We start from the raw sequence: 14,323 nt of genomic DNA, 5'->3' as shown, positions 1-14,323 counted from the left end.
TGGATATGTGTTGTTTCGACCGGTTTCCCCGGGCTGTTAATTGATCTTTTCCGGGGCCCGGATTTGGTAAGTTCCTGACTGGAATCCGAATAGTTCCGACAAGATCTGGTTTCCGGTGGCCGCGTCGGTGAGCTGCCGATCTTCCCACGATGTGATACTGCCGATGACCCGGGTGGGGGCGTCCACCGGTCCCGGACGTTTAAGGTCGGATGCATGCAACCCTGGTCATCGGTTCCCGTGCCTCAGGTGCCGGGCACACCAAGCCCCCTGCGCCTCTTCGACACCGCCGCCGGTGAGATCAGGCCCACCGAACCCGGGCCCGTCGCGCGGATGTACGTCTGCGGCATCACGCCGTACGACGCGACCCATCTCGGCCACGCCGCGACCTACCTGGCGTTCGACCTGGTCCACCGGGTCTGGCTGGACAACGGTCACCAGGTGCACTACGTGCAGAACGTCACCGACATCGACGATCCGCTGCTGGAGCGCGCCGAGCGCGACAGCGAGGACTGGATCGTGCTCGCGATGCGCGAGACGGCGCTGTTCCGCGAGGACATGGCGGCGCTGCGGGTGGTGCCGCCGGCGGACTTCGTCGGCGCGGTCGAGTCGATCCCGGAGATCGTCGAGGCCGTCGGCAAGCTGCTGGCCTCCGGCGCGGCCTACCGGGTCGACGACGAGTACCCCGACATCTACTTCCGGCACCAGGCCTCCGGCCGCTTCGGCTACGAGTCCAACTACGACGACGCGACCATGCGCGCCTTCTTCGCCGAGCGCGGCGGCGACCCGGACCGCGGCGGCAAGGAGCACCCGCTGGACGCGCTGGTGTGGCGGGCCGCCCGCGACGGCGAGCCGTCCTGGGAGTCCGAGCTCGGCGCCGGCCGGCCCGGCTGGCACCTGGAGTGCTCGGTGATCGCGCTGAACCGGCTCGGGCTCGGTTTCGACGTGCAGGGCGGCGGCTCGGACCTGATCTTCCCGCACCACGAGTTCAGCGCCGCGCACGCCGAATCGCTCACCGGCGAGTTCCCGTTCGCCAAGCACTACGTGCACGCCGGGATGGTCGGCCTGGACGGCGAGAAGATGTCGAAGTCCAAGGGCAACCTGGTGTTCGTGTCGCGGCTGCGCGGCGACCGGGTGGATCCGATGGCCATCCGGCTGGCGCTGCTGGACGGCCACTACCGCGCCGACCGCGAGTGGACGGCGGACGCGCTGACCGGCGGCGCCGCGCGCCTGGCGCGCTGGCGGGAGGCCGTCGCGCTGGAGTCGGCTCCGGCGGCGGAGCAGGCGGTCGCGCGGCTGCGCGAGCGGCTGTCCGACGACTTGGACACCCAGCAGGCGCTGCGCGCGATCGACGCCTGGGCGGACGAGGCGCTGACCGCCGGTGGTTCCGACCGCGGCGCGCCGGGGCTGATCCGCGCCGCCGTCGACGCGCTGCTCGGCGTCGAGCTCTAGAACCGACGATCAACACGGAGAGTGAGCGGAAGCCGATTGTCCGGCTTCCGCTCACTTTTCTGGCGGACTTGTTCGACCCGGTTCCCGGTTTGCGTTAAATCCGGCAAAAGCAGCCGGTCAGCGCGTGGTATGCACCACTCGTGGAACGAGTCCGCATCCCGCATGGACTTCGCAAACCCCGTCTGGTTGGATCTTTCTCGGTTACTGGGAGCAATGGACCAATCTGCTGCGACGAATGGCGGAATAGGCCTGCTGCGCCCGGAAGTTCGGGGAGACCAACGGAAGGTGGTCGGGGAGATGCGGAAGGTCCTGATCGTCGGGGCGGGACAGTCCGGGTTGCAGCTGGGGCTCAGCCTGCAGGCGCTGCGCTACGAGGTGACGTTGATCTCGGCGCGGACGCCGGCGGAGATCCGGGGCGGCCGGGTGATGTCCACGCAGGTCATGTTCCGGACCGCGCTCGGGTACGAACGGGAGCACGGCCTGAACCTGTGGGAGGAGCAGGCACCGAAGATCACCGGGCTGCGGCTGTCGGTGGGCGGCCCGGACGGCTCCCGGGTGCTGGACTGGCGGGGCGAGCTGACGGGCTTCGCGCAGTCGGTGGACCAGCGGTTGAAGATGGCCGGGTGGCTGGAGCTCTTCGCCGAGCGCGGCGGCGCCGTCGAGTACCGCGACATCGAGGTGTCCGACCTGGACGAGCTGAGCCGCGGCTACGACCTGGTGCTGGTCGCGGCGGGCGCCGGGAAGCTCGGCCGCATCTTCGAGCGCGACCCGGGGTGGTCCCCGTTCGCCGAGCCGCAGCGGGCGCTCGCGGTGTCCTACCTGCGCGGCGCCGCACCATCGTCCGATGTGGACGATTCGGGGCTGGTCCGGTTCAACTCGGTGCCGGGCGTGGGCGAGGTCTTCGTCATTCCCGGCTACACCGAGGGCGGGCCGTGCGACATCCTGTTCTTCGAGGGCGTCCCGGGCGGGCCGCTGGACTGCTGGGCCGATCGCCCGGGTCCCGCCGAGCACCGGGCGCGGATGCTGGAGCTGCTCCGGGCCCACCTGCCGTGGGAGCACGAGCGGTTCGCCGACGCGGAGCTGACCGACGACCGGGCGGTCCTGGCCGGCGGGGTGACCCCGGTGGTGCGCAAGCCGGTCGCGCGGCTGCCCTCCGGGGCCGCGGTGCTGGGCATGGCGGACGCGGTGGTGGTCACCGACCCGGTCACCGGGCAGGGCGTCAACAGCGCGAGCAAGGCGGCGGAGTCCTATTTGGACAGCATCGTGCGGCGGGCGGACCGGCCGTTCCACGCCGAGTGGATGCAGGAGACCTTCGACCGGTTCTGGGACTACGCCCGGCACGTGACGGTGTGGAGCAACGCGATGCTGCGACCGCCGGCGCCGCACGTGCAGCGGCTGCTCGGCGCGGCGGTGGAGATCCCGGCGATCCGGAACCGCTTCGCGAACGGCTTCGACGACCCGGCGGACTTCGAGTCCTGGTTCCTCGACCCGGCCGGGGCCGAGGAGTACCTCAGCAGCCTCAGTTGAGAATATTCGCCCGTTTGGGCTAAAAAGGGCGCGACTGATCATCTCGATCCAGGAGGTTGTCGTGTCGCTGCTCCGACATCGGTGCGGTGCGCTCGGATTGGCGGTGACGGTGGCGGTGCTCGCCGCGCCGATCGCCGTCGCCAATCCGGCCACCCCGCCGCCGCGGCAGGTCCGGCCGATGCCGGACAAGAGCATCGCCTTCTACGTCGGAAAGAACCGGACGGAGAGCGGGGCGACGCTGATCGGCGGGTTCGGGCACGAGCCCTCCAGCCACTGGCTGGAGATCGTGCCCCGGCAGCAGCACGAACCCGGCTCGACGATCACGGTGGGCGCCACCGAGGAGGCCGACCTGCCGGGGCGGCTGACGCAGATCCCGCAGGTGCCGGAGACCGCGAAGTACATCACCTCGAACTACTCGGAGTTCGCCGGCTTCCCGGCCCCGCTCACCAACGGCGGGCTGAACGAGTACCAGGTGGCGGCGCGCGACGTGTGGTCGGATTCGCGGCCCGAGCTGGTCGAGATGACCCCGCCCGGCCAGACCGGGCCGAACTACAGCGACCTGTCGCGGATCGCGATGGAGCGGGCGCACACCGCGCGCGAGGCCGTGCAGATCCTCGGCGACCTGATCGACCGGTACGGCTACACCACCTACGGCGGGAACTCGCACCTGTTCGCCGATGCCAACGAGGGCTGGGTGTTCATCGAGTTCGCCGGCGGCAAGGGGTTGTGGGCGGCCGAGCGGCTCGGGCCCGACGACGTGCGGGTGTCCTATCCGGGTTACATCGGCGACTTCCCGGTGGACCACCGGAACGACCCGGACCACATGGGCTCGCCGAACCTGGTCGATTTCGCGGTCCAGCAGGGCTGGTGGAACCCGGCCGACGGCAGGCCGTTCAACGTCCAGCAGGTCTACGGCACGCCGTTCCCGGGCCATCCCGGCAAGTCCACCCCGGACGACGAGGCGCCGTGGCGGCATCCGCCGACGCTGGAGGAGGAGCTGCGGCGGCTCGGCGAGGTTTCGCTGGTGGACATGCAGCGCATGGTCCGCGACCCGCGCTGGTCCGACGACCGCTCCGGTTACGGGCAGGTCGCCGAGCTGAAGGCGGATCTGGCGCATCCGGAGCTCGCGACGCTGTGGGTGGCCAACACCGCCGCGATCACCGCGCCGTACATCCCGTTCCACATCGGTGCCGAAACCGTGCCGCCGGAGTACGGCCAGCACCGCTACCTGACGTCCGGGGCGGCGGCCAACTACCTGAGCCCGGAGTACGCGGCGCAGGAGGCGACCCGCTCGGCCACCTACGAGTCGAAGCGGCTCATGTACTACACCTGCGACCGGCCGGAGGTGTTCCTCGCCGACGTCACGAAGGCGTTCGAGGGCTTCGAGGCCCAGATGCTCGGCGAGATCGGCGGCGTCGAGCAGCAGGCGGCCGAGGCGTACCGGGCCGGCGATGCCCCGCGGGCCCGCGCGTTGCTCACCGACTGGAGCAACAAGTGGGCGATGGACGGCCTGGACCTCACCGAGTACCTGGTGGCGGACGTCGAGGCCCGCACCAAGGAGCAGTTCGGCATCCGCAAGCCGGCGGTCGAGCCGCCGCCGGGGGTGACGGCCAGGGCGGAGAGCCTGGACATGTCGCTGCCGGAGGGGTCGATCTCGGCGCGGGACCGGGTCAACTGCGACCTGGGCAACGGCTGGGCGGACGGCACCACGGTGGATCGCAAGGGCCAGGTCGGCGACCCGAACGCGGTCCCCGACTTCCGCGCGGCCACCCGCGCCGATCGGTCCTTCCCCTGGCTCCCGGTGACGATCGCGGCGGTCGTGGGCCTCGCCCTCGGAGCGGCGGCGATGTTCTTCGCCCGCCGCCGAACCACCTGATCCGCCGGATTCGGTGAGCCGGGGCGCCTGCCGCCGAGCTGTTCGGCGGCAGGCGCCCGGGTCAGTAGGCGTCGTGGGCCTTGGCGAACTCGTTGCCGTGGTAGGCGTCCCAGTTGATCGACCACGCCATCAGGCCGCGCAGGGCCGGATAGGTGCCGTGCGGTCGGTACGGGCCGCAGCCGGTGCCCGCGCGCAGGCAATCGAGCGCCTTGTGGACCTCCGGGACCGGGGTGAAGCCGTTGCCCGCCGGGTTGGCCGCGGGCAGGCCGATGGCGACCTGTTCCGGCGCCAGCGGCGCGAAGGCGTTGTCCGGGTTCTTCGCCAGCGGGAAGCCGGTCAGCAGCATGTCGATCATCGCCACGTGGAAGTCCGCGGTGCCCATCGTGTGGTACTGGTCGTCCAGGCCCATGATCGGGCCCGAGTTGTAGTTCTGGACGTGCAGCAGGTCCAGGTCCGCCCGCAGCGCGTCGATCACCGGCAGGTACGAGCCGGCGCGCGGGTCGGCGCCGGAGCCGCCGCCGTAGTGCTGGTAGCCGAGCTGGACGAAGAACGTCTCCGGCGCCATGGTCAGCACGAAGTCCGGGCCGTAGCGCTCGTTCAGCGCCCGGAGCGCGGCGATCAGGTTGACCACGACCGGCGTGGTCGGGTTCTTCAGGTCGGTGTCGCCGGGGGCGAGTTCCAGCGAGTGGCCCTCGAAGTCGATGTCGATGCCGTCGAGGCCGTAGCGGTCGATGATCGCGGCGGCGGATTCGACGAAGGCGTCGCGCGCGCCCGCGGTCTCCAGCCGGACCTGCCCGTTGGCGCCGCCGACCGACAGCAGCACCTTCTTGCCCTCGGCCTGCTTGGCCTCGATGCCGGCGGTGAACTCCTCGTCGGTCTCGACGTTCGGGCATTCGGCGGCCGGACAGCGGTTGAACTCCAGCCGGCCGGAGGTGGGGGAGGTGGGCTCGGCGAAGGCGAGGTCGATGACGTCCCATTCGGCGGGCACGTCGGCGATGCGCACGTAGCCGGAGCCGTTGGCGAAGCTGGCGTGCAGGTAGCCGACCAGGGCGTGGGCGGGGATGTCCGGCGCGGCGGGTTCGGGGGCGGCCGCGGCGGTGGCGGGCAGCGTCAGCCCGACCAGGCCGACCAGGGCGGCGAGCGCGGTGCGCATCCGTGGCATGGGAGTGCTCCGATCCGTCGGGAGTGATCTGGGGCACAACAAAAAATGGACTAGACCATTGCTCGCGTCAAGGTCCAGTCCATTTGTCGCCAACGGCCGCGAAGGCGCCGGTCAGCCCGGGCCGGGGCCCAGCGGCCCCTTGCCGCCGGGGCCGCCCGGACCGCGGCGGCGCAGGTAGCGCTCGAACTCCGCGGCGATCGCGTCCCCGCTGGCCTCGGTCAGCTTGACCTCGGCGTCCCCGCGCTCCTCCAGCGCGCGGACGTAGTTGCGGACGTCCTCGTCCTCCTCCGCCATCTCGCTGACGGTCTGCTCCCACTCCTCGGCCTGCTCGGGCAGGTTGCCCAGCGGCACCTCCACGTCGAGCGCCTCCTCGACCCGGTGCAGCAGCGCCAGCGTGGCCTTCGGCGACGGCGGCTGCGACACGTAGTGCGGCACCGCCGCCCAGAACGAGATCGCCGGGATCCCGGCCTGCACGCAGGCGTCCTGGAACACCCCGACGATCCCGGTCGGGCCCTCGTAGCGAGAGCGCTCCAGCCCGTAGCGGGCGGCCGACTCGGTGTCGTAGGCCGCGCCGCTGACCGGCACCGGCCGGGTGTGCGGCGCGTCCGCGAGCAGGGCGCCCAGGGTGACCACGGTGCGGGCGCCGATCCGCTCGATCTGCTCGACGAGTTCGGCGCAGAACGCCCGCCAGCGCATGTTCGGCTCGATGCCGTGCACCAGCACCACGTCGTGATCGCAGCCGGGCGGGCGGCAGACCGTCAGCCGCGTGGTCGGCCAGGAGACCTGGCGGGTGATGCCGTCGACCAGCTTCACCGTGGGGCGGGTGACCTGGAAGTCGTAGTACGGGTCCGGGTCCACCTCGCTGAGCGGCTCCGCGTCCCAGATGAGCTGCAGGTGCTCGATCGCGGAACTGGCGGCGTCGCCTGCATCGTTCCAGCCCTCGAAGGCGCTGACGACGATCGGGTCGGTCAGCGGGGGCAGTTCGGCGCGCTGTTGTCCGGTGATGTGTGCGTCGCGATCGGTCACGGCGCCAGCCTACGACGCCACGCCGACGCGAGCGCCCGACGTCCCCGCCGAACATCATCCGCCGCGCGCGAACACGCGGGAGCCACCGTTCTCCCAAGCCTGCAGTGCGGTGCCGTGGTGGAACGATCCTCATCCCGGTTTGACGGGAGGGAGCCGGGGCCAGACCCTTTACCCGAGTCACCGTGGGTGTCAGCGGTCGAGGGAAGCCGATCCAGCCAGTGGACAGCACCGGAGCGTCATCGAGCGACGGGACCGGGATATCCCCGAAGTCCCGGCTGCGGCTGTCGATCGGCCGCCGCCCGAAGGACCTGGCCCAGCTGGCCCTCGTCGGCGGGCTGCTCACGCTGAGCGTGCTGCTCGTCCTGGTGCCCGCCAACCCCGTCGAGCTCGCCCTCTACCAGCAGCTGGAGCGGATCCCGGCGGTCACCGACCCGCTGTGGGTGGTGCTCACCTGGGTCGGCGGCTGGGCCGGGATCGCCGGAGCCACCGCGGTGGCGATGTACTTCGGCTGGATCCGGGTGGCGCTGCTGTGCGCGGCGTCGGGCGCGGCGACGTGGGCGCTGGCCGGGCTCATGCAGCACGTGCTGGGCGTCCGCCCGGTGCCCGTGCCGTTCCCCGGGCCGCCGGGCGGTTTCCCGTTCCCAGCGGGCGAAGTGGCCATCGTGACCGTGCTGGCGGTGGTCGCCGCGCCCTACCTGGGCCGCACCGCGCGGTACCTCGGGTGGGCCCTCGCCGTGCTGGTCGGGGTGGCGGTGGTGCACCTCGGTGGGCACCTGCCGCTGGACGCCGTGGGCGGCGCGCTGCTGGGGTGGGGCGTCGGCCTGCTCTGCCACGTCGTCTGGGGCGCGCCGGGGCGGAAGATCTCCGGCCAGGTGATCCTGGGCGAGCTGGAGCTGGCCGGGCTGGAACCGACCTGGATCGTCGCGCTGCGCCACCGGCTGCTGGAGCCGCGGGAGTTCGCCGTGGGCACCACGGCGGGGTGGACGCTGCGGGCCAAGGTGGTGCGGCGGATGAGCCGCCGCGCCGGGCCCTGGTACAAGATCAAGCGCCTGCTCACGCTGCTCGACGTCCAGGACGAGCCGCACCTGTCGACGCCGCACCACGAGGTGGAGCACGAGGCCTACGTGACGCTGCTCGCCGAACGGGCCGGCGTGCGCACCCCGCAGGTCGTGCTGGCCTGCGACGTCAAGCACGCGCCCGCGCTGCTGGTGGTCCGCCAGATCGCCGGGCGCCGGCTGTCGGAGCTGCGCGGCGCCGAGATCGACGACCAGCTGCTCGCGGCGATCTGGACGCAGCTCGCGGCCCTGGCCGCGGCCCGCATCGCCCATCACGACCTTCGTGCGAAGAACATCCTGGTGGACGACGAGAACCGGCCGTGGCTGCTCAGCTTCACGTTCAGCCACGCGGGCGCGGACGCGGCGCGCCTGGCCCAGGACCTGGCCGAGGCGCTGGTGTCGCTGGCGGCGGTGGTCGGCACCGAGCGCGCGGTGCGAAGCGCGATCAGCGCGCTGCCGGCCGAGCAGCTCGCGGCGGCGCTGCGGAACCTGGTGCCGCCGGCGCTGCCACGGCGCATCAGGAGCCAGGCGGAGCGCGGGCGCTTCCTGCTGGCCGAGCTGCGCGAAACCCTGGCGGACGGGCTGGGCCTGCCGATCCCGGGCTTCCGCTCGCCGGTCCGCCCGATCACCGTGATCGGCCTGCTGCTCATCGCCGCTGCGGTGTACCTGCTGCTCCCAGAACTGTCCAGCATGGGCGAGGTGCTCACGGCGGTGCGGCACGCCAACTGGGGCTGGCTGGCGGTGGCGGTCGTGACCGGGTTCGTCGCGATCCTGCTGTCGTCGATCTCCGTGCAGGGCTCCAGCCGGATCCCGCTGCCGTTCTGGCGGACGTTCCTGGTGCAGATGGCGGCCGCGTTCACCGGGCGCACCACGCCCGGCGGCGCCGGGTTCTTCGGCATCAACGTGGTCTACATGGAACGCCTCGGGTTGCGGCGGCCGCTGGCGGTCGGGGTGACGCTGCTGAACCAGGCGGGCACCGGTGCGGTGGCGTTCGTCGTGGCCGTGATCGGCGTGTTCGCGGTCGGCCTGTCCGGCACGTTCACCAACCTGTCGATCCCGACCGGCTGGCCGGTGCTGGCCGGCGCCGCCGCGGTCGTGGTGATCGCGGCGGCCGTGATCGCCTCGCCGTTCGGCCGCCGCCGGATCGTCGCGCCGTCGCTGGAGGTCGGCCGGGAGCTGCTGGAGACGTTGCGCCACCCGGTCCGCGCGCTCCAGCTCTTCGGCGGCGCGCTGGGTTACCTCGTGGTGTCGGGGCTGGGCCTGGCCGCGTCGCTGGCCGCGCTGCACCCGGACTTCTCCTGGACGGCCGTGACGGTCGTGTTCATCATCGGCAACACCCTCGGTCACCTGGTGCCCTCGCCCGGCGGGCTGGGCGCGGTCGAGGCGGTGCTGCTCGCGGGCCTCGGAGCGATGGGCGTGCCGGCGACGGCGGCGATCACCGGAGTGCTGATCTCCCGCCTGCTGACGTACTGGCTGCCGGTCCTCCCGGGCATCGCGGTGTTCCGCTACCTCCAGCACCGAGGCCTGATCTAGACCTGCCCCAAGCGCTCCGCCCGGGGGCACCCCGGCCCGTCGCGCCCCGCTCCGGGTCCGGTCGTCCCGCAATTTCCATTGAAATCGAAGGTTCGATTTCAATGGAAATTGCGGGCACGAGACGGGGATCCCGTGGCGCTGGGAGCCTCGTACCACACTGTGGGAATTGGGTTGGGATGCGCTCGTACGCTGGTCGGTATGCCGCATTCTCCCTGGTCACCGCTGCTGGAGGCGCTGGAGCGCCGGGTTCTCGTCGCCGACGGCGCGATGGGCACCATGCTGCAGGAGGTGCCGCTGGGCCTCGACGACTTCGCGGGCCTGGAGGGCTGCAACGAGATCCTCAACGCCACCCGCCCGGACGTGGTGCGCGACGTGCACCGCGGCTACCTGGCGGCCGGGGCGGACGCGATCGAGACGAACACCTTCGGCGCGAACCTGGCCAACCTCGGCGAGTACGGCATCGCCGACCGCATCCGCGAACTCTCCGAGCGCGGCGCGCGGCTGGCCAGGGAATGCGCCGACGAGTTCGCCACCGCCGAGCAGCCGCGGTTCGTGCTGGGCGCGATGGGGCCGGGCACCAAGCTGCCGACGCTGGGGCACGTGACCTTCGAGGCGCTGCGCGACGCCTACGCGGAGCAGACCGTCGGCATGCTCGACGGCGGGATCGACGCCGTGCTGGTGGAGACCTCGCAGGACCTGTTGCAGACCAAGGCTTCGGTGCTGGCCGCCAAGCGCGGCATGGCGCGGGCCGGGCGGCGGGTGCCGATCATCGCGCAGGTGACCGTGGAGACCACCGGCACGATGCTGCTGGGCACCGAGATCACCGCCGCGCTGACCGCGCTGGAGCCGCTGGGCATCGACCTGATCGGGATGAACTGCGCGACCGGTCCGGCCGAGATGAGCGAGCACCTGCGGCAGCTGGCCAAGCAATCGCGGGTGCCGCTGTCGGTGATGCCCAACGCCGGGTTGCCGCAGCTCGGCCCCGACGGCGCGGTGTACCCGCTGACGCCCGAGGAGCTGGCCGAGGCGCTCGCCGAGTTCGTCACGCAGTACGGCGCCCGGCTGGTCGGCGGCTGCTGCGGCACGACCGGCGAGCACATCCGCCAGGTCGTCGAGGCGGTGCGCGACCTGACACCGCCGCGGCGCGAGCCGCAGCCCGAGCCGGGCGTCAGCTCGCTGTACCAGGCCGTGCCGTTCGCCCAGGACGCGTCGGTGCTGGTGGTCGGCGAGCGCACGAATGCCAACGGCTCCAAGGCGTTCCGCGAGGCGATGCTGGAGGGCGAATACGATTCCTGCGTCGAGATCGCCAAGGCCCAGACCCGCGACGGGGCGCACCTGATCGACCTCTGCGTGGACTACGTGGGCCGCGACGGGGCCGCCGACATGGCCGAGCTGGCCGCGCGGCTGGCCACCGCCTCGACGCTGCCGGTGATGCTGGACTCGACCGAGCCGCCGGTGCTGCGCGCCGGGCTCGAACGCCTCGGCGGCCGGTGCGTGGTCAACTCGGTCAACTACGAGGACGGCGACGGCCCGGATTCCCGCTACAGCCGCGTCATGGAGCTCGTCCGCGAGCACGGCGCCGCGGTGGTGGTGATGTGCATCGACGAGGACGGGCAGGCCCGCACCAAGGACTGGAAGCTGCGGGTCGCCGGCCGGATGATCGACGACCTGACCTCGAACTGGGGGATGGCGGAGTCGGACATCATCATCGACACCCTGACGTTCCCGATCTCCACCGGCCAGGAGGAGGTCCGACGGGACGGCGTCGAGACCATCGAGGCGATCCGCGAGCTCAAGCGCGCGCACCCGGAAGTCCGCACCACGCTGGGTATTTCGAACGTCTCCTTCGGACTGAACGCGGCGGCGCGGCAGGTGCTGAACTCGGTGTTCCTCAACGAGTGCCGGGAAGCGGGCCTGGACACGGCGATCGTGCATGCCTCGAAGATCCTGCCGATGAACAAGATCCCGGACGAGCAGCGGGAGGTCGCGCTCGACCTGGTCTACGACCGGCGCCGCGAGGGCTACGACCCGCTGCAGAAGCTGATGGAGCTCTTCGAGGGGCAGACCGCGAAGTCCAGCCGGGCGTCGCGGGCCGAGGAACTCGCGGCGCTGCCGCTGTTCGAGCGCCTGGAGCGGCGGATCGTCGACGGCGAGCGCAACGGGCTGGAAGCCGACCTGGACGCGGCGATGGTCGAGAAGCCACCGCTGGAGATCATCAACGAGAACCTGCTGGCCGGGATGAAGGTCGTCGGCGAGCTGTTCGGCTCCGGGCAGATGCAGCTGCCGTTCGTGCTGCAGTCCGCCGAGGTCATGAAGGCCGCCGTCGCCTACCTGGAACCGCACCTGGAGCGGGAATCCGCCGCGGGCAAGGGCACTCTCGTGCTGGCCACCGTCAAGGGCGACGTGCACGACATCGGCAAGAACCTCGTCGACATCATCGTGTCCAACAACGGCTACAACGTGGTCAACCTCGGCATCAAGCAGTCGATCGGCACGATCCTGGACAGCGCGCAGCAGCACCGCGCGGATGCCATCGGCATGTCCGGGCTGCTGGTGAAGTCGACGATGATCATGAAGGAGAACCTGGCGGAGCTCAACGCCAGGGGAGTGGCCGAGGAGTACCCGGTGCTGCTCGGTGGCGCCGCGCTGACCCGGTCCTATGTGGAGGGTGATCTCGACGAGCTCTACCGCGGCGAGGTGCGCTACGCCCGGGACGCCTTCGAGGGCCTGCGGCTGATGGATTCCATCATGGCCCGCAAGCGCGGCGGCGTGATCGTCCCGGACCAGGCGGAGGAGGCGAAGAAGGCGGAGCGAAAGGCCCGCCGGGAGCGGTCGCTGCGGATCGCCGAGAAGCGCAAGGCGGCCGCCGTTCCCGAGCCGGTGACCCGCTCGGACGTGGCTGCCGGCGTTCCGGTGCCCACGCCGCCGTTCTGGGGCGGGCGCGAGGTGCGCGGCGTGCCGGTCGGCGAATACTCCGCCTACCTGGACGAACGGGCCACGTTCTTCGGCCAGTGGGGGCTGCGCGGCGCGAAGGGCGGCCCGACCTACGAGGAACTCGTCGAATCGGAGGGGCGGCCGCGGCTGCGGTACTGGATGGACCAGCTCGCCACCGAGGGGATCCTGCAGCACGCGGCGGTGGTCTACGGCTACTTCCCGTGCGTGTCCGAGGGCGACGACCTGGTCGTGCTGGCCGGGCCCGCGGCGGACGCGCCGGAGCGCTGCCGCTTCGCGTTCCCGCGCCAGGCCCGCGACCGGCACCTGTGCCTCGCGGACTTCTTCCGCTCGCGGGAACGCGCCGAGGCGTCCGGGCAGGTGGACGTGCTGCCGCTGCAACTGGTCACGATGGGCCAGCCCATCGCCGACTTCGCCAACGAGCTGTTCGCCCGCAACGCCTACCGCGACTACCTGGAGATCCACGGCCTCGGGGTGCAGCTCACCGAGGCGCTGGCGGAGTACTGGCACCGCCGCGTCCGCCAGGAACTGCTGTTCGCCTCCGGCGTTCCGGTGGCGGCCGAAGATCCGTCCACTGTGGAGGAATTCTTCCGGCTGGGCTACCGCGGCGCCCGCTTCTCCCTCGGCTACGGCGCCTGCCCGAACCTGGAGGACCGCGCCAAGATCGTCGAGCTGCTGCGGCCGGAACGCATCGGCGTGACGCTGTCCGAGGAGTTCCAGCTGCACCCGGAGCAGTCCACCGACGCGATCGTCGCCCACCACCCGGAGGCCAAGTACTTCAACACCTGAGCTACCACTTGCCGTTCTGGTTCACCGCTTCGTAGGCGGTCTTGACCGGGGCCCAGCCGTTTCCGGTGTCGTGCGGGACGCCTTCGCCGGAATGCCAGTAGCGGAGGTTGTGCTTGCCGCCGGCGATCTCGCGGATGCCGGAGTGCGTCACCTTCGGGCTGTTCCCGTTGAGGTACCGGAACTTGTGGTCGGCGTGGTAGCCCTTGTCGATCGCGGACGTGCCGCTGACCGTTTCGTCCTCGTTGGCGCCCGCGAACGTCCAGTCCGTCCCGGCCGCCCAGGACTGGCTCAGGCGGTTCTCCGGCGCGTGCAGGACGCGCATGAACTCCGAGTCCGGGTCCATCGACTTCCACTGCGTGGTGTCCGAGGCGTCCGGGTTGCGCACGCCCCGGTGCGGGGTGCCGAGCGTGACGACGTCGCCGACCTTCAGCGGCCCCTTCGGGAAACCCGACCAGCCCTTGGCCGAACCCAGCAGCGCGACGCGGGTGACCAGCCCGCCCATCGAGTGCGCCACGATGTCGACCGATTCGCCCTTCTTCGTGTGGTGCTCGTAGATGTAGTTGGCGAAGTCGGCGGCCACGTGCTTGATCCGCGTGCCGGTGGTGTTGTCGTCGCTGATCGAGACGTCGCAGCCGGTGTCGCCCTTGTAGTAGCCGACGGTCTTCAGCTGCCCGCCGGGCCAGCCGCGCTTCTCGAAGTAGTCGACGGCATCGCCCCAGATGGTCTTGCAGTTCGCGTCGCTGCCCGGGTTGTAGCCGTGCACGAAGTAGACCGGATTGTTCCCCGCCGCCGAGGTTTCCGGGTTTTCCGGTTGCGCAGCAGCCGTTCCGCCGAGCGCGAGCATCGCGACCGCGAGCAACGCCGCCGCGGCCCGGCCCGTCCTGCTGAACACCATGCGCGTCCTCCTCCCAACGGGAATGCGGTCTTCCAAGGTAGGTGAAGCCGATCTCGCCT

At 71.2% G+C, this 14,323-nt stretch carries 8 protein-coding genes; 5 read left to right on the top strand and 3 right to left on the bottom strand.

The genetic code is table 11. The features are described 5' to 3' along the window. The first annotated feature begins 213 nt into the window (after positions 1 to 213). The 3 genes from mshC to ACWEV3_RS12025 all read left to right on the top strand — a co-directional run bounded on the left by mshC (position 214) and on the right by ACWEV3_RS12025 (position 4,852). Entirely contained in the window at positions 214 to 1,449 is a 1,236-nt protein-coding gene (gene mshC / locus ACWEV3_RS12035; protein ID WP_452613859.1) for a cysteine--1-D-myo-inosityl 2-amino-2-deoxy-alpha-D-glucopyranoside ligase, read from the top strand. 297 nt (positions 1,450 to 1,746) lie between these two features. Next, entirely contained in the window at positions 1,747 to 2,976 is a 1,230-nt protein-coding gene (locus tag ACWEV3_RS12030; RefSeq protein WP_452613858.1) for a styrene monooxygenase/indole monooxygenase family protein, read from the top strand. Positions 2,977 to 3,037: 61 nt separating this feature from the next. Continuing rightward, the gene (locus ACWEV3_RS12025; RefSeq protein WP_452613857.1) at positions 3,038 to 4,852 is read left to right on the top strand and encodes a C69 family dipeptidase; all 1,815 of its coding nucleotides are present in this window, start codon (positions 3,038 to 3,040) and stop codon (positions 4,850 to 4,852) included. A gap of 61 nt (positions 4,853 to 4,913) precedes the next feature. On the opposite strand, the gene ACWEV3_RS12020 is transcribed toward ACWEV3_RS12025, so the two are convergent. Together ACWEV3_RS12020 and ACWEV3_RS12015 are read right to left on the bottom strand one after the other, a co-directional pair. Further along, complete coding sequence (locus ACWEV3_RS12020; RefSeq protein WP_452613856.1) at positions 4,914 to 6,014, bottom strand: chitinase; 1,101 nt, start codon at positions 6,012 to 6,014, stop codon at positions 4,914 to 4,916. A 111-nt stretch (positions 6,015 to 6,125) separates the two neighbouring features. Further along, positions 6,126 to 7,019 carry a PAC2 family protein gene (locus tag ACWEV3_RS12015; protein WP_132481062.1) on the bottom strand — a complete coding sequence of 298 codons (894 nt, stop codon included), beginning with the start codon at positions 7,017 to 7,019 and terminating at the stop codon, positions 6,126 to 6,128. Between the two features lie 239 nt (positions 7,020 to 7,258). On the opposite strand from ACWEV3_RS12015, the gene ACWEV3_RS12010 reads away from it, so the two are divergent. Continuing rightward, positions 7,259 to 9,628 (top strand): lysylphosphatidylglycerol synthase domain-containing protein, encoded by a 2,370-nt coding sequence (locus ACWEV3_RS12010; protein WP_452613855.1) that lies wholly within the window; start codon positions 7,259 to 7,261, stop codon positions 9,626 to 9,628. Positions 9,629 to 9,826: 198 nt separating this feature from the next. Next, positions 9,827 to 13,369, top strand: coding sequence for a methionine synthase (metH, locus tag ACWEV3_RS12005; RefSeq protein ID WP_452613854.1), 3,543 nt, complete (start codon positions 9,827 to 9,829; stop codon positions 13,367 to 13,369). Position 13,370: 1 nt separating this feature from the next. Here the strand turns inward: metH and ACWEV3_RS12000 are convergent, their stop codons facing one another. Further along, positions 13,371 to 14,264: an esterase/lipase family protein gene (locus tag ACWEV3_RS12000; protein ID WP_452613853.1), complete on the bottom strand. Its 894-nt coding sequence runs from the start codon at positions 14,262 to 14,264 to the stop codon at positions 13,371 to 13,373. Between the last annotated feature and the right edge of the window lie 59 nt (positions 14,265 to 14,323).

It is taken from the genome of Saccharopolyspora sp. NPDC003752, from assembly GCF_053605825.1.
This window is presented reverse-complemented; position numbering and strand designations above follow the sequence as displayed.